Raw genomic sequence first — 22,034 nt, 5'->3', positions numbered from 1 at the left:
CCGGGCATCATAATTCAGCGATGACCCACCCTCTGAACGGCATTGCCCCTCTGTCCCACCTGGGCGTGATTCGCGTCGAAGGCGAAGACGCCGCCAAGTTCCTGCACGGCCAGCTCACCCAGGATTTCGCCCTGCTGGGCGACGACCAGGCCCGCCTGGCGGCCTTTTTGTCGGCCAAGGGCCGCATGCAGGCCACCTTCATCGGCTTCAGGCGCAGCGCTACCGAGATTCTGCTGCTGTGCAGCCCCGACCTGCTGCCCCCCACCCTCAAGCGCCTGTCGATGTTCGTGCTGCGTGCCAAGGCCAAGCTGACAGATGCGACGGCCGACTTCGCGCTGTACGGCCTGGCGGGCGATGCCGTCACGGCCCTGCCCCAGGGCGCACAGCCCGCCTGGACCAAGGCGGACGTGGGCGCCGCGTCGGTGGTGCACCTGTACCCCGCCGACGGCCAGCCCCGTGCGCTGTGGGTGGCGCCGGTGGCCGACCCTGCGCCCACGGGCACAGCCATCGACCCGGCGGTGTGGGCCTGGGGCGAGGTCCGAAGCGGCGTCGCAACGCTGACCACCCCGGTGGTCGAAGCCTTTGTGCCGCAGATGCTGAACTACGAATCCGTGGGCGGCGTGAACTTCAAGAAGGGCTGCTACCCCGGCCAGGAAGTGGTGGCGCGCAGCCAGTTCCGCGGCACGCTCAAGCGCCGGGCCTACGTGGCCCACGCTGCCTCCGAAGTGGCCGTCGGCGCCGAGGTGTTCAGCACCAACGACCTGGAGCAGCCGTGCGGCACGGTGGTGCAGGTTGCGGCGGCACCGGCGGGGGGGGTCGACGCCATCGTGTCGCTGCAGATCGCAGCCGCGCAGGACAGCCTGCAGGTGGGTGCGGCGGACGGCGTGGCGCTGTCCTTGCAGCCCCTGCCTTACGCACTGCTCGACGATATTTGATAAAAAAACGGCTCTACCGCTTGTCTGGCGAGCGGTAGCTGCTCATATTTTTATAGCATCCACAGGCGCCGCACCCAGCCGTGACACGGCCGTGCCCATGCGGGGCACTAAAGCCGCTGCGCCATGGCGATGTGGGCAATGCCAGCCTCCTCGTACGGCTGGCCCACCACCTTGAACCCGGCGCGGCGATAAAACCCTTCGGCGCTGCGCTGGGCGTGCAGTTGCACCTCGGTGTCGCCCCGCGCCTTGGCCGCGCCCACCAGGGCATCCAGCAGTTGCCGGCCCCAGCGCCCGCCGCGCACGGACCGGTCCACCGCCATGCGGCCGATGCGGCCGACGCCGGGCTCGGGCTGCAGCAGGCGCCCCGCGGCAATCGGCATGCCCAGGCGGTTGTAGAGCACCGCGTGGCGCGCCGAGATATCGAGCGCATCGGCCTCGATCTCGGCGGGAATGCCCTGCTCGCGCACGAACACATCGGTGCGCACGCGGCCTGCATCACGGCCCAGCGTGTTCCAGTCGCCGGTCTTGACTTCGGCCATGTCGTGGCCGGCCTCGAAGCCGTCGAAGATGGCGCGCAGCGCGGGCGGCACGGGCCGCGAGGTCTGCGTGGCCGGGTCGGCGAACACGTAGACCAGTTCGGCCGATATCAGCAGCCGGTCGCCGCTAAAGATGCCCGCCTGGAACAGGCAGGACGAGGTGCCGATGCGCGCGCACTTCAGGCCCACCTCCAGCGTGTCGTCGAGCCGTGCCGACGCGTGGTATTCCACCGTCGCCTTCTTCACGTACATCTCGCCGCCCAGGGCGTGCATGCTGCTCTCGTAAGGCAGCCCCAGCGCCCGCCAGTAGTCGGACATGGCGGTGTCGATGTACATCAGGTAGTGGGCGTTGAACACGATCTTCTGCATGTCCACCTCGGCCCAGCGCACGCGCAGGCGGTGGAACAGTCGGAAATCACTGCGTTGCATGGTGTCGTTGTCTCCAAGGATTGTTATGAAGGGTCAGTCCAGGCCGAAGGCGCTGCGCAGTGCGCGCGCCGCATCGGCATGGGCCTGGCGTGCCTCAGGGATGGCGCGGCCCATCTTGATGAATTCGTGCGTCACACCGCGGTAGATCTCCAGGTCTACCGGCACGCCCGCCAGGCGCAGCTTGTCGGCATAGTCCACGCCTTCGTCCACCAGCGGGTCGCACTCGGCCAGGCCCACCCAGGCGGGCGCCACGCCATCCACATCGGGCGCGAGCAGCGGTGCAAAGCGCCAGTCCTCGCGCTCGGCGCGGCTTTGCACGTAGTGGCCGAAGAACCAGCTGATGGCGGGTTCTTCCAGCACCAGGCCGCGCGCGAACGTGGTGTGCGATGGCGTGTCCTGGTGTGCGGCACAGCCGGGGTAGAACAGCATCTGCAGTGCCAGCGGCAGGCCCGCATCGCGCGCCAGGATGGCGTTCACCGCGGCGAGCGTGCCGCCCGCGCTGTCGCCGCCCACGGCCAGGCGGGCGGTGTCTGCGCCCCATGCGCCCCCCTGCGCAGCCAGCCAGGCCAGCGCATCCCAGGCGTCGTTGCTGGCCACCGGAAAGCGGTGCTCGGGCGCCAGCCGGTAGTCCAGCGACACGACCATGCACCCGGCCAGCCGCGCGAGTTCACGGCACAGGATGTCGTGCGTGGCGATGTTGCCGATGGTGAAGCCCCCGCCGTGCGTGTACAGCAGCAGCGGCAGGCCCGCGTCCGTGCTGGGGGCGTACAGCCGCACCGGCAACGCATACCCGTCGCGGGCCGGGATGGTCAGGTCTTCGACGCGTGCCAACTGGGCCTTGGGCACCTCCAGCACGTCGGCACCGGCCTGGTAGGCCACGCGGGCATCCTGGGGCGATCGGGTGTGCAGCGGCGCGTGCCCGGCGCGGGCCATGCGCTCGAGCACGCTGCGCATCTGGGGGGTCAGGCGGGTGTGGTGGATGTTCAGGTCAGCGGTCAATGGGAAATCTCTGGCAAAGCCGCGCCCTCCCCCGCACGGGCCGGGGCGCGGGCGCATGCATGGTTTCTTTTTTACTTGAAGCTCAGGCGCACGGGCGCGGCACCCGGCAGGCCGTCGTACGTGGCCGTGACCGACAGGCCGGCCTTGGGCGGCAGCAGCGGCGAGAACGAGCCCAGGCTGATGAGGTCGCCCGGCTGCATGGTCAGGCCCTCTTGCTGCAGGGCGCCGGCCAGCCACACGACGGCATTGAGCGGATGCTCCAGAATGTCGCTGCCCTTGCCGCCGCCCAGGCGCGCGCCGCTGGCGTCGGTGAGCGACACGTTCATGTCGGCCAGCGCCTGCAGCATCGCAAAGCGCTCGCCCCGGTAGGCAGGCACCGGCAGCGGCGTGCCGGCCACGCCCAGCCGCGCGCCCACGTTGATGGCGCTCACACCCGCGCCGTTGAGCTTGGGCGGTGCCTGCACCAGCAGGTCGGGCAGTTCGATGAAGGGGATGACCTGGTCCACCGCGTCGAGCACCTCCATGGGCGTCTTCGCGTGGTTGATGGCGGCGCTTTTCACACGCACCAGCATGTCGGCTTCATACAGCGGGCGGGCACCGAAGGCCGCGTCCACCGAGGCTCCGCTTGGCAGGATCATGCCTTCGTAGAGCTTGCCCCACACCGGCTTGTCGGTGTTGAAGCGCTTTTGCACTGCGGGGTTGGTGAGCCCGGCCTTGTAGCCCACCACCTTGCCCAGCCGCTGCGCCAGCAGCTGGTTGACCTTGCCGCGGGTGCAGGCACCGTCGGCGTCGGACAGGTTCTCCAGGTTCGCGGCGGGCGTTTTGGCCAAGTAGTTGGCGACGAGTTCCGAGGCCTGCGCATCGGTCAGGCATTCGGCCTGGGCGACTGTCGCAAAAGCGACGGACGCGCCCGCTAGAGCGAGGGAAATGAGGGTTTGCTGAGTGGTCATCGGTGTCTCCGGGTTGTAGAGTGCCTGGAACCTGTCCGGCGCCTGCACTCCACGCTCCTCGCAGAGCGGCCCCGCGCACAGCGCAGTGGCCGACTCCGTCTCGCTTCGCAGGCACGGCAACGGACAGCTTCAGCGATCCATCGTAAACGTAACTTCTGCAACCACCATGGCTTTCATCTACTACGTCACCCAGATCCAGTTCGAGTTCGGCGCCGTCCAGTTGCTCAAGCAGGAGTGCGAGCGCGTGGGCATCACGCGCCCGCTGGTGGTGACTGACCCTGGCGTGAAGGCCGCGGGCGTGCTGCAAAAGGCGCTGGATGCGCTGACCGGCCTGCCCGTGGCAGTGTTCGACCAGACCCCCGCCAACCCCACCGAGGCTTCCGTGCGGGCTGCGGTGGAGGTGTACAAGGCCCACGGCTGCGACGGCCTGATCGCGGTGGGCGGCGGCTCGGCCATCGACTGCGCCAAGGGCATCGCGATTGCTGCCACGCACGAGGGGCCGCTGACGCACTACGCCACCATCGAGGGCGGCTCGCCGCGCATCACCGACCGCGCCGCGCCGCTGATCGCCGTGCCCACCACCAGCGGCACGGGCAGCGAGGTGGCCCGCGGCGCGATCATCATCGTGGACGACCACCGCAAGCTCGGTTTTCACTCCTGGAACCTGGTGCCCAAGACCGCCATCTGCGACCCCGAGCTGACGCTGGGCCTGCCCCCTGCGCTGACCGCTGCTACCGGTATGGATGCGATTGCGCATTGCATGGAAACCTTCATGTCCGCCGCGTTCAACCCGCCGGCCGACGGCATCGCGCTGGACGGCCTCACCCGTGGCTGGGCCCACATCGAGCCCGCCACCAAAAACGGCAGCGACCGCGACGCGCGCCTGCAGATGATGAGTGCCAGCATGCAGGGCGCGATGGCCTTCCAGAAAGGCCTGGGCGCGGTGCACTCGCTGAGCCACAGCCTGGGCGGCGTGAACCCGCGCCTGCACCACGGCACGCTCAACGCCATGTTCCTGCCGGCCGTGGTGCGCTTCAATGCGGGCGCCGAGTCGGTGCAAAAGGACAGGCGCCTGGAGCGCATGGCCCACGCCATGGGGCTGGCAGCCGCGGGCGACATCCCCGAAGCCATCCGCGACATGAACGCCCGCCTGGGCCTGCCCACGGGCCTGGCCGCCCTGGGCGTGACCGAGGCGCTGTTCGACGACATCATCAAGGGTGCGATGGCCGACCACTGCCACAAGACCAACCCGCGCGTGGCCACGCCCGAGGAATACCGCGACATCCTGGCCCAGTCGATGTGACCGGCCAGGCGGCGCAGCCCTGCGGCTGCGTCCGCGCTCCATCAGCGCCCCAACCCCCATCAACGCCATCCGCCCGAGCAAGGGCGATGACGGCGATCACCGCCATCGCTCTGCGGACCCGAACCCACCGCCTCTCAACGCACGCTGAGCGCGCGCATTGCGCTGGTGCGGGGTGCTGCCCGTGCCGACGAGATCCAATACTCACGAAAACTCACACCATCGCACGCTCTGCGCGCGCCCCGCCCGCACGAAGCGCTAGACTCGCCCACAAAGAATTAATTAATTAACAATTTTTTACCCTTCGGGTTTTGGGGAAGGCCACACACGATGCGCACCGGAAAACTCAGCAACTGGCTCTGGCGGGGCACGTACCCCCGCCTGTACGTGCCCATCGTGCTGATCATCCTGGTGGTCACCGCCGTGCGCTACCACTACCTGCTGTCCACGGAGACGGCCGAGGCCAGCCGCCACGCCACCAGCGAGCTGCGCCGCATGGGTGACTCGCTGCTGCCCGCCCTGTCGGCGCTGCCGCCAGGCGACGCGGAGGGCGCGGCCATCGTGCTCAGGGAAGGCCTGGCGACTGCGGCGGCCGTGCAATCCCTGCAATGGACCGTGGGCAGCCAGCCGGCGGTGCAGGTGGCCAGCGCCCGCCCCGCCCCCCTCGCGCCCGACTGGTTCACCCGCTGGATCGACATCGGGCCGCTGGTGCAGCAGTTCGGGCAGAACACCCTGACGGGACAACCCGGGCGCCTGACGGTGTCGCTGCACACCGAGCCGCTGGTGGGCCAGATCTGGAAAACGGTCCTGGTGCAGCTGCGCATCTCGGCGCTGAACATCTTCACCATCTTCTTTCTGCTGACGCTGCTGCTGCGCGCCAACGCACGCATGCTGCGCCGCCTGGCCGAGGCCACCGACGCGTTTCGCCAAGGCCGTCTGGACACCCGCATGGACGTGACCGGCACGCTCGAGTCGCGCGCCATGGCCGCCACCTTCAACGACATGGCGGGCAAGGTGCAGTCGCTGGTGCTGTCGCTGCGCGAAACCCAGCACCTGCAAAGCGAGCAGCTGCACTTCACGCGCCAGCTCATCGACGCCCTGCCCCTGCCGGTGTTCGTGCGCGACCCCAAGGGCGCCTACCTGGATGTGAACCGCGCCTGGCAGCGGCTCTTCCAGCCCCGGGCGGACCTGGCGCACCCCGCGCCGCCCAGCACCTTCTACCCGCCGGAGCTCTCGCCCGAGCGCTCGGCCCAGATCGCGATGGCGCAGGACAACGAGATCCGCATCCGCCCGGCCAACCACCACCCGCCGCGGGACATGGCCTACTACGAGGCGCCGTTCACCACCACCAGCGGCGAGCTGGCGGGCACCATCGGCACGCTGGTGGATGTGACCGAGCGCAAGCGCGCGCAAGAGGCCCTGCGGGCCGAAAAAGAGCGTGCCGAGGTCACCCTCGCGTCCATCGGCGACGGCGTGATCACCACCGACCTGGCGGGCTGCATCGAGACCATCAACGAGGCCGCGCAGCTCATGACCGGCTTCAACGCCGACCAGGCCACGGGCCGGCAGCTGGACACCGTGTTCCGCCTGTACGAAGACCCGGCCAGCCGCAATGCCAACGCGGCCGCGGAGCGCGACACCGTGCCCGGCGCGCTGCAGCAGGCCACGCACGAATTGCTGATCCACCGCTCCGGCGAGCGCTACGCCATCGAATACACCGCCTCGGCCATCCGCAAGGGCGACGGCATGGCCGTGGGCTGCGTGCTGGTGTTCCGCGACGTGACCGAAACCCGCAACCTGCGCCACCAGATCTCCTGGCACGCGCGGCACGACGCGCTCACGGGCCTGTACAACCGCGCCGCGCTGGCCGAGCGGCTGACCCACGCGATCTTCGTGGCCCGGCAAAAGGGCCTGCTGCTGGCCGTGTGCATGCTCGACCTGGACCACTTCCAGGCCGTGAACGACGCCCACGGCAACCGCGTGGGCGACCGCCTTCTGAAAGAAACCGCCCGGCGCCTGGGCGCCTTCATCACGCCGCAGGATGCGGTGGCGCGCATGGGTGGCGACGAGTTCGTGCTGCTGCTGGGCGAGCAGGCCGACGTGCCGGCGGTCGAATCCCGCGTGCGCGTGCTGATGCAGCAGCTGGCAGCGCCCTACGCCATCGACGACCGCGTGATCACCACCACCGTGAGCGTGGGCGTGGCGGTGTTCCCGCAGGACGACGCCAACCCCGACACCCTGCTGCGCCATGCCGACCAGGCGATGTGCCAGGCCAAGAGTTTCGGGCGCAACCAGATGCACGTGTTCGACGTGCAGCTCGACCATGCCGTGCAGACCCAGCACACCCGCCAGACCCGCGTGGCCCGGGCGCTGCACGCGGGTGAACTGGTGCTGCACTACCAGCCCAAGGTCCACCTGCGCACCGGCGAGATCCTGGGCCTGGAGGCCCTGCTGCGCTGGCAGCACCCCGAGCAAGGCCTGCTGGGCCCGCAGCATGTGCTGCCACTCATCGAGGACGCGGAGCTGGAGGTGGAGCTGGGCGAATGGGTGCTGCGCCAGGCGCTGACCCAGATGCGCCACTGGACCGATGCCGGCATGCTCTGGGAGGTCAGCGTGAACATCTCCGCGCGGCACTTCCACCGGCCCAACTTCGTCGAGCGCCTGAAAGACATCCTCCACACCTGCCCCGAGGTGTCGCCCACCCGGCTGGAGCTGGAGATCCTCGAATCCGCCGCGCTGGAAGACATGCAGTACATGCGCCACATGATGCAAAGCTGCCAGGCGCTCGGCGTGCGCTTTGCGCTGGACGACTTCGGCACCGGGTTCTCATCGCTGTCGTACCTGAAAAGCCTGCCGGCCGAGACGATCAAGATCGACCAGTCGTTCGTGCGCGGCATCCTCGACGACGAGGACGACCTCACGCTGGTGTGCGCCATCGTCGCGCTGGCAGCAGCCTTCCAGCGCCATGCGGTGGCTGAAGGTGTGGAGACCGCCGAGCAGGCGGCCCGGCTGCTGGAGCTGGGCTGCGAGCGTGCCCAGGGCTTCGGCATTGCACGGCCCATGCCGGCGCACGAGGTGCTCAGCTGGGCGCGCGGTCACACCACGCGCCACGCCGCCAAGGCCGTGCAGGAGGCCGCGCGCCGCGCTGCGGCAGCCCCTTCCGATCACAGGCGCTGAACCAGGCCCATGTCCGGCCGCTCCAGCCAGGCGGCCCACTCGTCCACCAGCTGCTGGCTGGCCCGCGTGGCCGTGAGCCAGGCTTTGGCGCGTGCAGCGCTGTCCGTGCCGTAGTGGGTGAAGTCGTTGCGGTCCGGCAGCTTGGCATGGGGCAGGGAGCGCACCCAGTCCGGGCTGGGTGACAGCACCACCATGTTGTCCAGGGCGGCCGTGGAGCGGTGGCGCCACTTGAGGCCTTTGTCCAGCCAGCCGGGGACCACGCTGTGCTGGAAATGCGGGTACAGCACCAGCCCGGGCGATGGGCGCGAAGGGTATTTGTGTTGATTTTGGCTGCCACCGCTCTCTCCGCTTGCACTACCAGCTATTAAATCAATAGCACCATCCAACATCGTGTCCGGTGTCCGTGACTGCGCTTGCGCCGGCATCGGTGCCGATGTGGGTGTCGGTGTCGGTTTAGAAGTCTGCGATGGCTTGCCGTACGCCAGGTGCAGGTGGTAGTCGGTGATGCCGCCATCCCAGTAAGCCCCCCGCGGCGCGCCGGGGATGTTGTGCACCGCCTGCAGCACGAACGGGATGGAGCAGCTCGCCTGCAGCGCCTGCATGAAGTTGCCGGCGTTCAGCAGCACCTGCCGCGTGCGGTAGTCCGACGTGGCAAAGGGCAGCGCAGCGCATGCCAGGGTGGCAGCGTCGGCCCCCGTGCCCACGGCATCGGGCGATGAAAACACCACCCGCTCCAGCCAGGCGCCCAGGGCCTTGCGGTGCACGGTGTTGGTCAGGAAAGCGCCCAGGTAGCCCAGCGGCGTGGCCAGGCCGTGCTCACGCCGCAGCATGTGGCGCCCGCGCGAGGTGACGATGTGCAGCCTGTAGCGCGGGTGGTTGAGCACCTCTTTCACGCGGCCGCCGTAGAACGCATCAAGGTTCTGGCCGAACCGCTCGCTCACATGCGCTGCCGTGGGCCGCTTCTTGCCGGGCGGCAGGTCGTAGTTCTGGTGGATGTAGTCGTGCTCCAGCCGCTCGAAGGCCGCCACCGAATCCTGCAGGCAGGCCGTGGCCATGCGCCACGCGCCGATGGAGGCGCCGACCAGGTGCACCGGCTGGGTGGATTGCGGCAGCCACTGGCCGAAGATGAACCGGTCGAGCGGCCCCAGGATGAGCCCCTTGGGGCCACCCGCTGCGCCGGGGATCACGCCCACATCGGAGGGCTGCAGGCCGTGTTGTTCAAGGTGTTCGCGGGCGCGGGGGCCGGCATGGATGCGCAGGGCTTTCATGGGCGGGGATTGTCGCAAAGCCCGGCGCTTGCGCCTGTCGCGCTGTCATCCGCCGCGGCCCTGCGCATCACCCGCTGCGGGCGATACGCCGCACCCCGGGCTTGGCGGCCAGGTCACACCACGTAGTCGGCCGCCTCGGGCTTCACCGTCCAGTCGATCGGGTCCTGCTGCAGCACCATGTCGATGTCGAGCCCCAGCGTCAGGCCCACCTCGCCGGGGAACGACACCGCCAGCTCCCGGTCGTCCAGCTCGGCCTCGCGGGCGCGGGCGCGCCAGGAGGCCAGGTGGATGACCCCGGCCAGCGGCTCGTAGACGTTGTTGTCGAAAGGTGCGCCCTGGTGCTGCAGGGCGTCCACCACCGTTTCGGGCAGCTGCCACCGGCGGGCCAGGGCCGCGGTGACGTGGCCGTAGCTGTAGCCGAAGATGCGGTGCTCGATCTTGCCGCGCCGCAGGTCGAACGGCGCGACCAGGGTGTTGACGGAGTGCGCCTTGTCCGGGTCGGCCAGGTGGATCACCAGCTCGCCCAGCGCATGCAGCAGGCCGGCCGTGAAGGCGGCAATCTGGTTCTGGTGCACGATGCCTGCGAGCGACCGCGCGAGCTTGGCGGTGTTCAGGCTGTAGCGCCAGAACTGCTGCATGTTCACACCCGGCACCGAGCGGGACGTCGTGCCCAGCGTGGCCGACGACACCAGTGCGCGCACCTGCCCGGTGCCCAGCAGCGCCAGCGCCTCCGGGATGCCGGCGATCTGGCGCGGCAGCTGAAAGGTGGGCGAGTTGGCCAGCTCCAGCAGCCGTGCCGCCAGCGTGGGGTCGGTGCCGAAAAGCTGGCTCAGGCGCCGCAGGCTGGGCTCGTCGTGCGCCAGCTCGTTCATCAGCAGCGCCACGGCGCGCGGCAAACTGGGCAATGCCACTGGTTGGGCCAGCAGTGCGTTCAACTCCATGGGGTAGGGCACCGAAGGGTTTGGTTGGGCCGATTATGGCCCGCCCTCCCCGCCCGGCACCTAACGATTCTTGGCCTGTTGCAACTTGGCGAACGCCGACGCCATGGCCGACTGCTGCGCGGGTTCGTTGGCCCGGCGCTGCGGCTGGGCATAGCCCCGGCCCGCGCCCTCGAAGCGGTTGTCGCGCGGCGCGCCGCGGTCGCCGCTCTGGCGCGGCGGTGCGGCGTCGAGCTTCATCGACAGGCCGATGCGCTTGCGCTCCACGTCCACCTCCATGACCTTGACCTTGACGATGTCGCCGGTCTTGACCACTTCGCGCGCGTCGTTCACGAACTTGTGCGCCAGCTGGCTCACGTGCACCAGGCCGTCCTGGTGCACGCCCAGGTCGATGAAGGCGCCGAACTGGGCCACGTTGCTCACGGTGCCCTCCAGGATCATGCCTTCCTTGAGGTCTTTGATGTCCTCGACGCCGTCGTTGAAGCGCGCCACCTTGAAGTCCGGGCGTGGGTCGCGGCCGGGCTTTTCCAGCTCGCCCAGGATGTCCTTGACGGTGATGACGCCGAACCTGTCGTTGGCGAACAGCTCGGGCTTCAGCGTCTTGAGCATGTCGGCGCGGCCCATGATCTCGGCCACGGGCTTGCCGGTCTTCTCCATGATCTGCTCGACCACGGGGTAGGTCTCGGGGTGCACGCCGGTCATGTCGAGCGGGTTGTCCCCACCGCGGATGCGCAGGAAGCCTGCGCTCTGCTCGAAGGTCTTGGCCCCCAGGCCCGCCACGTCCATGAGCTGCTTGCGGCTCTTGAACGCACCGTTGGCCTCGCGCCAGCGCACCACGGCCTTGGCCACGCTGCCCGACAGGCCCGACACGCGGCTGAGCAACGGCACGCTGGCCGTGTTCAGGTCCACGCCCACCGAGTTCACGCAGTCCTCCACCACGGTGCTCAGGGTGCGGGCCAGCTCGCTCTGGTTCACGTCGTGCTGGTACTGGCCCACGCCGATGCTCTTGGGGTCGATCTTGACCAGCTCGGCCAGCGGGTCCTGCAGGCGGCGGGCGATGGAGGCCGCGCCGCGCAGGCTCACGTCCACATCGGGCATCTCCTGCGAGGCGTATTCGCTGGCGGAATAGACGGACGCGCCGGCCTCGCTCACCACCACCTTCTCGATGGCGCGCTCGGCCTTGGCGGCCATCTTGATCAGGTCGGCAGCCAGCTTGTCGGTCTCGCGGCTGGCCGTGCCGTTGCCAATCGCGATCAGGTTCACGCCGTGTTTTTCGGCCAGCTTGGCCAGGGTGAACAGCGAGCCGTCCCAGTCGCGCTTGGGCTCGTGCGGGTACACCGTCGCGGTCTCCACCAGTTTGCCGGTGTCGTCCACCACGGCCACCTTCACGCCAGTGCGGATGCCCGGGTCTAGCCCCATCACCACGCGCGGGCCGGCGGGTGCGGCCAGCAGCAGGTCGCGCAGGTTGTCGGCAAACACCTTGATGGCGACCTTCTCGGCGTCGTCGCGCAGGCGGGCGAACAGGTCGCGCTCGGTCGACAGCGACAGCTTCACGCGCCAGGTCCAGGCCACGCTCTTGCGGATCAGGTCGTCGGCGGGCCGGCCTGCATGGCTCCAGCCCAGGTGCAGGGCGATCTTGGCTTCGGCCAGGCTGGGCTTGCCGGGCTCTGGCTCTACGGGCAGCACCAGCTTGGCTTCCAGAATCTCCAGCCCCCGGCCGCGGAACACCGCCAGTGCGCGGTGCGACGGCACGCGGCCGATGGGTTCGTCGTACTCGAAGTAGTCGCGAAACTTGGAGACCTCGGGGTCGTTCTCGTTCTTGCCGTCGACCTTCTTGCTGCGCAGCAGGCCTTCGGCCCACAACCATTCGCGCAGGCCCTGCACCAGCACGGCGTCTTCGGCCCAGCGTTCGGACAGGATGTCGCGCACACCGTCGAGCACGGCGGGCACGGTCGAAAAATCAGCGCCGGGCTTGCCGTCGTCCAGCACCTCGGGCGGCTTGGTGAAAGCCACAGCCTCTTTGGCGGGGTCGAGCGTGGGATCGGCAAACAGCTTGTCGGCCAGCGGCTCGATGCCGAACTCGCGGGCGATCTGGCCCTTGGTGCGGCGCTTTTGCTTGAAGGGCAGGTAGATGTCTTCCAGCTCTTGCTTGGTGGGCGAGGCGGCGATGGCAGCGCGCAGCGCATCGGTCAGCTTGCCCTGCTCGTCGATGCTCTTGAGCACCGCGGCGCGGCGGTCTTCCAGCTCGCGCAGGTACGACAGGCGCGCTTCGATCTCACGCAGTTGGATGTCGTCCAGGCCGCCGGTCACTTCCTTGCGGTAGCGTGCGATGAAAGGCACGGTGGCCCCACCGTCCAGCAGCTCGACGGCTGTACGCACCTGTTGTTCACTGACCCTGATTTCTGCGGCCAACTGCCGGATGATCTGCTGCATGTGTGTGCGAACTCTCTCTGACGGCGAACCGGCCTTTGCCCTGCGGGGCGCAGCCGGTTCTGAAACAAACAAAACGCGAAGCGCGGGAGTTTGCCACAGGCGCTTTGGCCCCCACCCGACCCCACGGCGTGGTGGTCCTGCAGAGGTCCCTAGAATGCGCAGGCTGCCATGAACGACCCCATCCCCTTCCCCATCCGCACCGAATGCCCGCCCGGCACCTGCGTGTGCGGGCGGGACGCATTGATCGAGGCGCCCGGCGGCGACGTGCGCATTCTTCGCCTGACACGCACCGAAGAAAAGAAACTGCTCGAGCGGTTGGAAAACCTGACCAGCCTTGACGACCTGCGTCGCATGCAGGCACGCATGGAGCAGCAACTGGGCGTGCGCCTGTCCATCACCCCCGGCCCGAACGAGGTGCGCACGCTGCGCGGCATCGCCATCCTGGTGCTGGACCAGCCCGGCCTGTGCCGCAAGACGCGCCAGGCCATCCCCGCTGCCATCAAGAAGAGCCTGGACCAGCGCCCCGAGATCACCTACGAGCTGCTCGATGAAAGCGGGCTGTTCGGAGGCCTGTGAGCCTGCCCCCCATGAGCCAACGTCCTGCCCTGCCCGCCTGAATGCAAGACGACCTGTTCGGCGGCCCGCCCACACCGCCGCCCTCGCCCGCCCCCCGCAAGCAGCCGCCCGAGCCGGACACGCCCACGGACGGGTTTGGCACCGACCCGGCACCACCCTCCCGACCACGCCGCACCGGCGTGCACCCTGCCCCGGGGCACGACGACCTGCGTGCGCTGGCGGCCGCCTTGCCCCCGCAACTGCGCATGGGCACTTCGTCGTGGACCTACCCCGGCTGGAAAGGCCTGGTGTGGGAGGGCGAGCATTCCGAGTCCATGCTGTCCAAACAAGGCCTGCCGGTGTATGCCCAGCACCCGTTGCTGCGCACCGTGAGCATCGACCGCAGCTTCTACCGGCCGCTCACGGTGAGCCAATACGAGCGCTACGCATCGCAGGTGCCCGACGACTTCCGCTTCGTGGTGAAGGCGCCCAGCCTGGTCACCGACGCACTGGTGCGCGCCGAGGATGGCCGGGGCCGCGAGCCCAACCCCGCTTTCCTGAGCCCCGAGCTGGCCCGCAGCGAGTTCGTGGAGCCCGCACTGCAAGGCCTGGGGCACAAGCTCGGGGTGCTGGTGTTCCAGCTCAGCCCGCTGCCGCTGGCGCAGCTCGACCGCCTTCCGCTGCTGCTGGAGCGCCTGCGCGCCATGCTGCTCGCGCAGCCCGCACTGGCCCCGCTGGCACCCGACGGCGTGATCGCGGTGGAAGTGCGTGACCCCGAGTGGCTGACCCCCGACTTCGCCGCCGTGCTGCGCGAGGCCGGCGCCACCTACTGCCTGGGCCTGCACGCCAAGATGCCGGCCCTGAAGGACCAGCTGCCGGTGCTGCGCGCGCTGTGGCCCGGCCCGCTGGTATGCCGCTGGAACCTGCACCCGGTGCACGGCCCGTACGGCTACGAAGACGCCGAAAAGCTGTACCAGCCCTACGACCGCCTGCACCACCCCGACGAAGAAACCCGCACCGAGCTGGCCGCCGTGATTGCGGGCATGACCGGGCGCGGTCAGAACGCGTTCGTCACCATCAGCAACCACGCCGAAGGCTCGGCCCCGCACACGGTACTGGGGCTGGCACGCGCAGTGGCTGCGGCCAGCGGACATGCCAAGCCTGCTGCCCCTGATGCACCGGCGTTGCAAGCGCCCGCCGGCACCGCGGCGTAGGACACGGATCACCGCCAGCACAACCGCAGGCTGACAACGCGCGGCACCCACCCCGGCAACGATGGAGCCCATCACATCCAAGCCAAGGGGAATCACACATGGGCATCCGCCAGAAGATCAACGAAGTCCGCACCAGGGATGAGGCCCGCCCGGGCTTTCCGGCAGAACGCTGGCTGGTGCTGGGCGCTGGCCTGCTGGTGATGCGCACCGCCGGCAAAAGCCGGGGCTTTCTCGGCCGCATGGTCGGCCGGGCCGTGGGCAGCGCGTTGATCGCCCGCGCAGCATCGGGCCGAGACGGCGTGGTCGGCAAACTGGCACGCGCCAGTTCTCCAGGAGCAGGCATTACCGGCGGGGCCCGCGCGCTGCGCGACCGCGCCCGCAGCTGAGCCGCTGCACCGCCATGGAAAGCGGCCGGACGGACTGAATAGCACTGACCTCGCCTGGCGCGACATCGACGTGCCGCTGTCCGGCCGGGGCACCACGGATTAGCGGGCGGGCGAGCTGTGCGCGCAGGGCTGGTGCTGATCCACGCCGTGGGCAGAGCCACATACGGCACAGGGCGTGCAGATTCAGGGGAAAAAGCGGCTCTACCGCGCTCTGGATAAGCGCTATCAGCTATATTTTTGATAGCGTCAGATATTCAGAATGTCTTCGAGTCCTTGACGCTCAAGACGCTTGATTCTGCGCCTGTGCTTGCGCTTGCACGGGCCGGCTGCGGCCCAGCGTGACCCACGTGAGCACCAGGCCCATCAGGGCACCACTGGCCATGCCCACCACCATCGGCAGCGGTTTACCGGTGGCGAACAATCCGACCACGCCCATGGCCACGGCGCCGATCAGCATCTGCAGCGTGCCCAGCAGGGCCGACGCGGTGCCGGCGATGGCGCCATGCTCCTCCAGCGCCAGCACCGAGGTGGTCGGGATCACCAGCCCCATGAGCGCGCTGGCGAAGAAGTACAGCCCCAGCAGCACGGCCAGCTGGTCGCCCCCGGCCAGGTAATAGGCCAGCAGGGCCACCATGATCACGCCCGCCCCGGTGACGGCCGCCTTGACCGTGTTCACCAAACCAAAACGCCCCCCCAGTTGCGCATTGAACTGCGCCGCCGCAAAGAACGCCGCCGCGTTGACCGAGAACGCCAGGCTGTACTGCACCGGCGTGAGGCCATAGTGATTGATCAGCACAAACGGCGAGCCCGCCAGGTACACGAAGAACCCCGCCATCGAGCAGCCGCCGATGAACACCAGGCCCATGTAGTGCCAGTCACGCAGCAGCAGCGCGTAGCCCGACAGCGCGCTGCCCAGGCTGCTCTCCAGCCGGTCGGCCGCGGGTCTCGTCTCCTGCAGGCCCTGCGACACCAGCACCAGCCCGGCCACCGCTGCCACGGCCACCGCCCAGAACACTCCGCGCCAGCCCGTCAGGGCGATCACGCCGCTGCCGGCCAGGGGCGCGAGCAATGGCGAAATGCTGAACACCAGCATCAGCAGCGACATCAGCCGCGCGGCCTCGGTGCCGGTGTGCAGGTCCCGCACCACGGCCCGCGGAATCGCCATGCCCGCCGCAGCGCCCAGCCCCTGCACGAAGCGCAGGGCCACCAGCGTCTCGATGTCGGTCGCCAGCGCGCAGCCCACGCTGGCCAGGGTGAACAGCAGCAGCCCGGCATACAGCGGCGGCTTGCGCCCCACCATGTCGGAGATCGGACCATAAAACAGCTGGCCCACACCCAGCGAGACGAAGAAGGCTGTGAGGCTCCACTGCACCGCAGAGACTTCCGCCCCCAGGCTGGCGCCGATCTCCGGCAGCGCCGGCAGGTACATGTCGATGGCAAAAGGGCCAATGGCCGAGAGCAGGCCCAGGATGAGGGCCATCTTGAAGAAACGGGTCGTTTGCATAGCCGACGATTGTCACCAGTTCGGTGCGCGGGTGCGGGAAAACCCGGAATGTCCTTCGCTTGAGGGAACGCAGGCGTGCCGCTTGCTCAGGCCGCGATTGGGCGTTATGCGAAACGCCATTGTTTGGTGGACACTCCGGCGTCGGATTTGTACGCGGTACGTCGCAGCAGGCGGCTAGACTTCGCATATCGGCCAGAAGCTGCCTTCAGTGATGACTACAGACAACTACACCCCTCCGTCAACGCTTCAAGAACTGATGCAGCGATACGCGCTGGGTGAACGGCATTTCCCGAACGTAGATTTGTCTGAGGCCAATCTTTCTCGCGTTACCCTTGATGGGGCAAGCTTCGGGCCGCATTCCTGGTTTCACAGTGCAGACTTCACTGGCGCAAGCCTTCGCGGGACCAGCTTTAGAAACTGCAACGTCAAGTGCGCGACGTTCACTGGAGCCGATCTGACCAACGCGACTTTCGGAGATGCGGCTATCGAGTCGATAGGCTTGGATGGTGCTGTGCTAGTCGGAACGAACTTTGTTGGTGCGACGTTCTACGGCATTATGCTGGGGCCAGCCGACCAGTTTCCTTGAGAAGCAAGGGCGTTTCGCAATTCTGAACGACTGATTTAGGAGACAACGCCCGGCTGCTTTGGGCCCAAAGCGGTCCTTTGAAAGCTAGTCAGAGCGTAGAGCCAAGCCTGACACTTTGACCGCCACTGACCGGTTTCTGGGATTGACCCGAGCTGTGGCGAACACGACCGGTGGACACGATTCTGTCAACCCGAACAGTTGGAAAACATACTCGCCACCCTCAATCTGGACAGTCAAGTCCAGCGGTACCTCGGGCGCAATAGGTTGGTAATCCTCCAACGCTTTTCTAGTCGCAAGCCGAGCAATCTCGCGCATCTCAGCCACTTCTAAATCTCGCGCCTTCACTGCTTGCAGAAATTCTCGTGCCGGCAAATGCTCAAGGCCAGCCCACTCCGGATGGGACAGGAGCATCCCCCGTTCCGGTCCTTCTGTGTTGTCTGTTTTCATGCTTAACCGTCGCCTCCAAAGATGTCTGCTCCTGGCGGAATTCAGCCCCACAGCGAAGGACGCTAGCGGGCCCGAAGCCGACTTCGCCTCACGAAAATGGGAAGGCGCCTCCTGTGGAAAACGAGGGGCAAACTTCGGACTGACCTCTACAGAAGGCCAGCACCTGTTTCAGTTGCTCGGCAACTAGCACCGGGTCGGAAATCAAGGTCACCGGATACTGGTCGGCATCGACTTCGCACCAAATGTTCCGGCTTCGAGCTGCGTCGCAAATCGCAGATAGCGCATCTGCAAAATCACTCGCGGTCGGCCATGGATATGTGCGATGCGGGTCCAATCGGGGAACCAACGAAAGTTGCAACTTGCTTGCGTTGGATGGCGGCTCCACGAGGCCCAGCAACATGCCATCAAAGAAGCAAAGTTCCTCGTTCGATTCGCCCCATTCAGTTCGAAAGAAGCTTCGCAACAGTCCAGGCGTATCCACATCTACGTTCAAAACGAAGATGTCGGGGGTGCGTATGAATGGAAACTCTTGCATTGCCGTATGCCTGCTTGTGGCCGATTCCTGCTATCCCACGACGGTAGACACCGCAACTTGTAACGAGGAGCTGGATCTTATAAAACCGAAAGAGGGATGACACGAAACCTAGTAAACGAATATGCGGAGGCGCGCAAAGAAAACTGATTACCGCAAACCTATGCGCGCAAGTCCGACTGCTGACAACTTCCCCTAAAGATCAACCTCGCCCCTCCCCTACCCCTCCCCCACCACCTGCGCCAGCTCAATCCTATGCCGCCCGCCCTGCTTCGCACGGTACAGCGCCCTATCGGCCTGGCGCACCAGCTCTTCGGGCAATTGCTCGCGCTGCGGCTGCAGGCTGGCCACGCCGAAGCTCACGGTCACGATGCCGTGCGGCGCGCCCTCGTGCGGCAGCGCCAGTTGCACGATGGCCTCCTGGATGCGGCGCGCCACGTCGGCGGCGGCCTGCAGGTCCGAGCCGGGCAGCAGCACCACGAACTCCTCGCCGCCAAACCGCGCGGCCAGCTCGCCTTCGCGGCGGGCGCCTGTCTGTACCAGCGTGAGGGCCAGTGCTTTCAGGCAGGCGTCGCCCGCCAGGTGGCCGTAGTGGTCGTTGAAGTGCTTGAACACGTCCACGTCCAGCATGATGAGCGCCAGCGGTGTGCGGGCCCGCTGGGCCCGGGCCCATTCGCGCGCCAGGGCTTCGTCGAAGTGGCGGCGGTTGGCGATGCCCGTGAGGCCGTCGGTATTGCTCAGCAGCTCCAGCCGGTGGTTGGCCTGCGCCAGCGCCTCGGTGCGCTCGTCGACCAGCGCCTGCAGCTCGCTGTTGCGCTGGCGCAGGTCGTCGATGGGGTACACCTCGCTGCCGTGCGCCTTGCCGTAAGGGATGGAGACGCTCACGTGCGCGATCTTCCAGTCGCCCTCGGTGCCCTGCCCTGCGGTCGCCGCGGGCTCGCGCCGGAACAGCACCACTTTGCGGGCCGTCTCGCGGGAGAACAGCGCATCGGGGATCGGCAGGTGGATGTGAAAGAACGCCGTGGCCGCCAGCAGGTCCGGGCCCAGGTCCTGCACGAACAGGTCCACCATGTCGATACCGATGCGCGTGGGCACCTGGGCAAAGTCCTGCTGCGTCACGTCGACCCATTCGGCCCGGCTTTTCACCAGCTTGTCGCTGCTGCCGGCAAAGCCGCTGAAGCTGTCGCTGAAACGCGCGAGCAGCCGGGTATCGCGTGCGGCATACATCTCGATGTACTCATCGAAGAGCATGCGGGTGAGTCGCTCGCGGTCCGGGGGCATGCAGGGGGTCCTTGTCGTCGGGGGGGTGGTGATGGGGCGGCGCCAGCGACCGCATCACGCGGGCATGGCGACAGGTGCGATTGAATGTAACACCCGCTGCGCCCCAGCAGCCACCCCGGCTTACCCTGCGGCCGGCCCTGCACCGGCACTGCCGCAGGCGCGGATCATCCGCGCGAGCCACGCCAGCCGCGCCCGCGCTCGTCACCCATGGAACCAACGCGCAGGGCCCATCACCAGCCAGGGGAACAGCACCATCAGGAACATGATGGCGAACTCCGCGATCATGAAGGGCACCACGCCGCGGGTCACGTCGTCCATCGACATCTTGCCCACCCCGGCCACCACGTTCAGCACCGTGCCCACGGGCGGCGTGACCAGGCCAATGGAGTTGTTGATGATGAACATCACGCCGAAGTAGACCGGGTCGATGCCGGCGGCCGTCACCACCGGCATCAGCACGGGCGTGAGGATCAGGATGGTGGGCGTCATGTCCATGGCGGTGCCCACCAGCATCACCAGCACCATGATGGCCGCCATCAGCAGCACCTTGTTGTCCATGAAGGGCTGCAGCAGCCCCACCACCTTGGACGGCAGGTCGGCCACGGTGATGAGCCACGCGCTCACCATGGCGGCGGCGATGAGGAACATCACGATGGCGCTGGTCTTGGCCGCGGCCACGAAGATGCCGTACAGGTCGCGCCAGGTGATCTCGCGGTAGATGACGGCCGACACGAACAGCGCGTACACCGCCGCCACCACGGCCGCCTCGGTGGGCGTGAACACGCCCATGCGCAGGCCCACGAGGATGATCACCGGCAGCATCAGCGCCCACAGCGCCTTGCGCAGGGCCGTGAGGATCTCGCCCGCAGACTTGCGCGGCGGGGGCACGATCTTCTCGCTGCGCACCAGCACGGCCCACGTCAGCCACAGCGCCGCACCGATCAGGATGCCCGGCACGATGGCCGCGAGGAACAGCTTGGAGATCGACACGTTGGCCGCCACGCCAAAGATCACGAGGCCGATGCTCGGCGGGATCACCGGGCCGATGACGCCGGTGGCTGCGATCAACCCGCCCGCGCGCGACTTGTCGTGCCCGGCCTTGACCATCATGGGCAGCAGCAGCGCGGTGAGCGCCGCCGCATCGGCCACCGCCGAGCCCGAAAGGGCCGACAGCAGGCAGCCGGCCATGATGGTCACGTAGCCCAGCCCGCCCTTCACGTGGCCCACCAGGGCCAGCGCAAAGTCCACAATGCGGCGCGACAGGCCGCCCACGTTCATGATCTCGCCGGCCAGCATGAAGAACGGCACGGCCAGCAGCGGAAAGCTGTCGGCCCCGCTGATCAGGTTCTGCGCCAGGATCTGCGCGTCGAACAGATCCAGGTGCCACATCAGCGCCACACCGCTGGCCAAGAGCGAGAACGCGATCGGGATGCCCATGGCCATGGCGAGCAGCAGCGCGCCCACAAAGACGAAGATGGTCATCGCGCGCCCTCCTTGCCGGGGGACGCATGGGTGGTGCCTGCCGAGCCCAGGATCTGCTGCAGCTGCACGGCCTCTTCGGACTCCTGCACCATCACCAGGTCTGCATCGGCGATCTGGCCGCTGAGCAGGCGGTACAGATCAATCGCCAGGATGAGCGCAGCGCACACGGCAAACACCAGGCCCGCCGCATAGACGATGGCCATGGACGCGCCCGTGGTTGGCGCCGTCACGTCCCAGTTGATGCGCGCCTGCGCCAGGCTGCCCTGGAACAGCAGCCACACGATGTACAGCATCACCCCATGGCCCAGGGCCAGGCAGATCTTCTTGCCCACGGCCGGCAAGCGCTGCACCACCATGTCCACCCCCAGGTGGCCATGCTCGCGCAGCGCGACGATGGCCCCGAGGAAGGTCATCCAGATGAAGAGCCAGCGCGAGACCTCTTCCGACACGGTGATGCCCGAGTTGAAGCCGTAACGCAGCACCACGTTGCCGAACACCAGCACCACCATCAACGCGAGCATGGCGGCGATCACCGCCTCCAGGCCGCGGCAGGCGCCATCCATCCACCGATTCATGTTGTATTTCCTGTGATGGAGGATAGGTACTCAGGCGGCCTGGGCAGCCTCGCGCAGGCTCTCCACCAGCGAGCGCAGCGCCGCCAGGTACGAATGCGGACCGAAGCCCTGCACCGTGGCCTTGACGGCGGGCGAGATGATGGAATGCGCGCGCCAGGCCTCGCGGGCGGCGATGTTGGACATGTGCACTTCGATCACCGGGAATGGCATGGCCTTGATCGCATCGTGCAGCGGCACGCCGTGCTGCGTGAGGCCCGCGGGGTTCACCAGCGCGCCCTGCGCCGCGTCGATGTGGTCGTGCAGGAAGTCGATGAGCGCGCCTTCATGGTTGGACTGCACGATGGCCAGTTCTACCTGCAGTTCGGCTGCGAGCTTTTGCAGCCGCTCGTTGATCTGCGCCAGCGTGGTGGTGCCGTAGATGTGGGGTTCGCGGCGCCCGAACAGGTTGAGGTTGGGGCCGTGGAGGACGAGGATTTTCATGGGGTGTTAAGGGTTGAGAGCGGCTGA

General features: G+C 67.6%; 20 protein-coding genes. 7 read left to right on the top strand and 13 right to left on the bottom strand.

What is annotated here, in order from left to right:
- Positions 1 to 20 precede the first annotated feature (20 nt).
- The gene (gene ygfZ, locus ASG27_RS19280) at positions 21 to 935 is read left to right on the top strand and encodes a CAF17-like 4Fe-4S cluster assembly/insertion protein YgfZ (RefSeq protein WP_056419530.1); all 915 of its coding nucleotides are present in this window, start codon (positions 21 to 23) and stop codon (positions 933 to 935) included.
- 107 nt (positions 936 to 1,042) lie between these two features.
- On the opposite strand, the gene ASG27_RS19275 is transcribed toward ygfZ, so the two are convergent.
- The 3 genes from ASG27_RS19275 to ASG27_RS19265 all read right to left on the bottom strand — a co-directional run bounded on the left by ASG27_RS19275 (position 1,043) and on the right by ASG27_RS19265 (position 3,849).
- A complete protein-coding gene (locus ASG27_RS19275) occupies positions 1,043 to 1,900 on the bottom strand; it encodes a YbgC/FadM family acyl-CoA thioesterase (protein WP_056419526.1) in 858 nt (285 codons plus the stop codon).
- 33 nt (positions 1,901 to 1,933) lie between these two features.
- On the bottom strand, positions 1,934 to 2,854 hold the full coding sequence (locus ASG27_RS19270; protein ID WP_082485835.1) for an alpha/beta hydrolase: 921 nt from the start codon (positions 2,852 to 2,854) through the stop codon (positions 1,934 to 1,936).
- A 116-nt stretch (positions 2,855 to 2,970) separates the two neighbouring features.
- Complete coding sequence (locus tag ASG27_RS19265; protein ID WP_056419520.1) at positions 2,971 to 3,849, bottom strand: 2-keto-4-pentenoate hydratase; 879 nt, start codon at positions 3,847 to 3,849, stop codon at positions 2,971 to 2,973.
- 166 nt (positions 3,850 to 4,015) lie between these two features.
- Between ASG27_RS19265 and ASG27_RS19260 the strand changes: the two genes are divergently transcribed.
- Entirely contained in the window at positions 4,016 to 5,152 is a 1,137-nt protein-coding gene (locus ASG27_RS19260; protein ID WP_056419517.1) for an iron-containing alcohol dehydrogenase, read from the top strand.
- A gap of 327 nt (positions 5,153 to 5,479) precedes the next feature.
- Complete coding sequence (locus ASG27_RS19255) at positions 5,480 to 8,326, top strand: bifunctional diguanylate cyclase/phosphodiesterase (RefSeq protein WP_056419515.1); 2,847 nt, start codon at positions 5,480 to 5,482, stop codon at positions 8,324 to 8,326.
- Here ASG27_RS19255 and ASG27_RS19250 read toward each other — a convergent pair.
- From ASG27_RS19250 to ASG27_RS19240, 3 genes are all read right to left on the bottom strand, one after another.
- A complete protein-coding gene (locus tag ASG27_RS19250; protein WP_056419510.1) occupies positions 8,314 to 9,594 on the bottom strand; it encodes a patatin-like phospholipase family protein in 1,281 nt (426 codons plus the stop codon). The genes ASG27_RS19255 and ASG27_RS19250 overlap by 13 nt on opposite strands.
- 113 nt (positions 9,595 to 9,707) lie before the next feature.
- Positions 9,708 to 10,535 (bottom strand): HDOD domain-containing protein, encoded by an 828-nt coding sequence (locus ASG27_RS19245; protein WP_056165464.1) that lies wholly within the window; start codon positions 10,533 to 10,535, stop codon positions 9,708 to 9,710.
- Positions 10,536 to 10,595: 60 nt separating this feature from the next.
- Positions 10,596 to 12,965 carry a Tex family protein gene (locus tag ASG27_RS19240; protein ID WP_056419507.1) on the bottom strand — a complete coding sequence of 790 codons (2,370 nt, stop codon included), beginning with the start codon at positions 12,963 to 12,965 and terminating at the stop codon, positions 10,596 to 10,598.
- 168 nt (positions 12,966 to 13,133) lie between these two features.
- Between ASG27_RS19240 and ASG27_RS19235 the strand changes: the two genes are divergently transcribed.
- The 3 genes from ASG27_RS19235 to ASG27_RS19225 all read left to right on the top strand — a co-directional run bounded on the left by ASG27_RS19235 (position 13,134) and on the right by ASG27_RS19225 (position 15,120).
- On the top strand, positions 13,134 to 13,541 hold the full coding sequence (locus ASG27_RS19235; RefSeq protein WP_056419505.1) for a hypothetical protein: 408 nt from the start codon (positions 13,134 to 13,136) through the stop codon (positions 13,539 to 13,541).
- Between the two features lie 41 nt (positions 13,542 to 13,582).
- Positions 13,583 to 14,734: a DUF72 domain-containing protein gene (locus ASG27_RS19230; RefSeq protein WP_056419502.1), complete on the top strand. Its 1,152-nt coding sequence runs from the start codon at positions 13,583 to 13,585 to the stop codon at positions 14,732 to 14,734.
- Positions 14,735 to 14,832: 98 nt separating this feature from the next.
- The gene (locus ASG27_RS19225; protein ID WP_056419499.1) at positions 14,833 to 15,120 is read left to right on the top strand and encodes a hypothetical protein; all 288 of its coding nucleotides are present in this window, start codon (positions 14,833 to 14,835) and stop codon (positions 15,118 to 15,120) included.
- A 280-nt stretch (positions 15,121 to 15,400) separates the two neighbouring features.
- Here ASG27_RS19225 and ASG27_RS19220 read toward each other — a convergent pair whose 3' ends face one another.
- On the bottom strand, positions 15,401 to 16,624 hold the full coding sequence (locus ASG27_RS19220; protein WP_056419496.1) for a multidrug effflux MFS transporter: 1,224 nt from the start codon (positions 16,622 to 16,624) through the stop codon (positions 15,401 to 15,403).
- A 211-nt stretch (positions 16,625 to 16,835) separates the two neighbouring features.
- Between ASG27_RS19220 and ASG27_RS26095 the strand changes: the two genes are divergently transcribed.
- Positions 16,836 to 17,210, top strand: a complete 375-nt coding sequence (locus tag ASG27_RS26095) for a pentapeptide repeat-containing protein (protein ID WP_082485827.1) — start codon at positions 16,836 to 16,838, stop codon at positions 17,208 to 17,210.
- A gap of 84 nt (positions 17,211 to 17,294) precedes the next feature.
- On the opposite strand, the gene ASG27_RS26915 is transcribed toward ASG27_RS26095, so the two are convergent.
- From ASG27_RS26915 to ASG27_RS19200, 6 genes are all read right to left on the bottom strand, one after another.
- On the bottom strand, positions 17,295 to 17,657 hold the full coding sequence (locus ASG27_RS26915; protein WP_156370485.1) for a hypothetical protein: 363 nt from the start codon (positions 17,655 to 17,657) through the stop codon (positions 17,295 to 17,297).
- Between the two features lie 88 nt (positions 17,658 to 17,745).
- Positions 17,746 to 18,192 (bottom strand): hypothetical protein, encoded by a 447-nt coding sequence (locus ASG27_RS26910; protein WP_156371537.1) that lies wholly within the window; start codon positions 18,190 to 18,192, stop codon positions 17,746 to 17,748.
- 216 nt (positions 18,193 to 18,408) lie between these two features.
- Positions 18,409 to 19,470, bottom strand: coding sequence for a GGDEF domain-containing protein (locus ASG27_RS19215; protein ID WP_056419493.1), 1,062 nt, complete (start codon positions 19,468 to 19,470; stop codon positions 18,409 to 18,411).
- Positions 19,471 to 19,671: 201 nt separating this feature from the next.
- Complete coding sequence (locus ASG27_RS19210; RefSeq protein WP_056165444.1) at positions 19,672 to 20,952, bottom strand: TRAP transporter large permease; 1,281 nt, start codon at positions 20,950 to 20,952, stop codon at positions 19,672 to 19,674.
- Complete coding sequence (locus ASG27_RS19205) at positions 20,949 to 21,527, bottom strand: TRAP transporter small permease (RefSeq protein ID WP_056419490.1); 579 nt, start codon at positions 21,525 to 21,527, stop codon at positions 20,949 to 20,951. The genes ASG27_RS19210 and ASG27_RS19205 overlap by 4 nt, the downstream gene beginning before the upstream one ends.
- Positions 21,528 to 21,557: 30 nt before the next feature.
- The gene (locus ASG27_RS19200) at positions 21,558 to 22,007 is read right to left on the bottom strand and encodes a type II 3-dehydroquinate dehydratase (protein ID WP_056419487.1); all 450 of its coding nucleotides are present in this window, start codon (positions 22,005 to 22,007) and stop codon (positions 21,558 to 21,560) included.
- Between the last annotated feature and the right edge of the window lie 27 nt (positions 22,008 to 22,034).

Source organism: Acidovorax sp. Leaf191 (genome assembly GCF_001424425.1).
In the GTDB taxonomy this organism is placed as follows: Bacteria; Pseudomonadota; Gammaproteobacteria; order Burkholderiales; family Burkholderiaceae_C; genus Acidovorax.
Note: the sequence above shows the minus strand (reverse complement) of the source record. Positions and strands in the feature narration are given on the sequence as shown.

Coding starts and splice junctions, on each gene's coding strand:
- ASG27_RS19210 (WP_056165444.1), bottom strand. CDS start 20,952: ATGACCATCTTCGTCTTTGTGGGCGCGCTGCTGCTCGCCATGGCCATG.
- ASG27_RS19260 (WP_056419517.1), top strand. CDS start 4,016: ATGGCTTTCATCTACTACGTCACCCAGATCCAGTTCGAGTTCGGCGCC.
- ASG27_RS19265 (WP_056419520.1), bottom strand. CDS start 3,849: ATGACCACTCAGCAAACCCTCATTTCCCTCGCTCTAGCGGGCGCGTCC.
- ASG27_RS26910 (WP_156371537.1), bottom strand. CDS start 18,192: ATGCAAGAGTTTCCATTCATACGCACCCCCGACATCTTCGTTTTGAAC.
- ASG27_RS19235 (WP_056419505.1), top strand. CDS start 13,134: ATGAACGACCCCATCCCCTTCCCCATCCGCACCGAATGCCCGCCCGGC.
- ASG27_RS19225 (WP_056419499.1), top strand. CDS start 14,833: ATGGGCATCCGCCAGAAGATCAACGAAGTCCGCACCAGGGATGAGGCC.
- ASG27_RS19250 (WP_056419510.1), bottom strand. CDS start 9,594: ATGAAAGCCCTGCGCATCCATGCCGGCCCCCGCGCCCGCGAACACCTT.
- ASG27_RS26915 (WP_156370485.1), bottom strand. CDS start 17,657: ATGAAAACAGACAACACAGAAGGACCGGAACGGGGGATGCTCCTGTCC.
- ASG27_RS19205 (WP_056419490.1), bottom strand. CDS start 21,527: ATGAATCGGTGGATGGATGGCGCCTGCCGCGGCCTGGAGGCGGTGATC.
- ASG27_RS19240 (WP_056419507.1), bottom strand. CDS start 12,965: ATGCAGCAGATCATCCGGCAGTTGGCCGCAGAAATCAGGGTCAGTGAA.
- ASG27_RS19230 (WP_056419502.1), top strand. CDS start 13,583: ATGCAAGACGACCTGTTCGGCGGCCCGCCCACACCGCCGCCCTCGCCC.
- ASG27_RS19220 (WP_056419496.1), bottom strand. CDS start 16,624: ATGCAAACGACCCGTTTCTTCAAGATGGCCCTCATCCTGGGCCTGCTC.
- ASG27_RS19215 (WP_056419493.1), bottom strand. CDS start 19,470: ATGCCCCCGGACCGCGAGCGACTCACCCGCATGCTCTTCGATGAGTAC.
- ASG27_RS19270 (WP_082485835.1), bottom strand. CDS start 2,854: ATGCGCAGCGTGCTCGAGCGCATGGCCCGCGCCGGGCACGCGCCGCTG.
- ASG27_RS19200 (WP_056419487.1), bottom strand. CDS start 22,007: ATGAAAATCCTCGTCCTCCACGGCCCCAACCTCAACCTGTTCGGGCGC.
- ASG27_RS26095 (WP_082485827.1), top strand. CDS start 16,836: ATGACTACAGACAACTACACCCCTCCGTCAACGCTTCAAGAACTGATG.
- ASG27_RS19245 (WP_056165464.1), bottom strand. CDS start 10,535: ATGGAGTTGAACGCACTGCTGGCCCAACCAGTGGCATTGCCCAGTTTG.
- ASG27_RS19275 (WP_056419526.1), bottom strand. CDS start 1,900: ATGCAACGCAGTGATTTCCGACTGTTCCACCGCCTGCGCGTGCGCTGG.
- ASG27_RS19255 (WP_056419515.1), top strand. CDS start 5,480: ATGCGCACCGGAAAACTCAGCAACTGGCTCTGGCGGGGCACGTACCCC.
- ygfZ (WP_056419530.1), top strand. CDS start 21: ATGACCCACCCTCTGAACGGCATTGCCCCTCTGTCCCACCTGGGCGTG.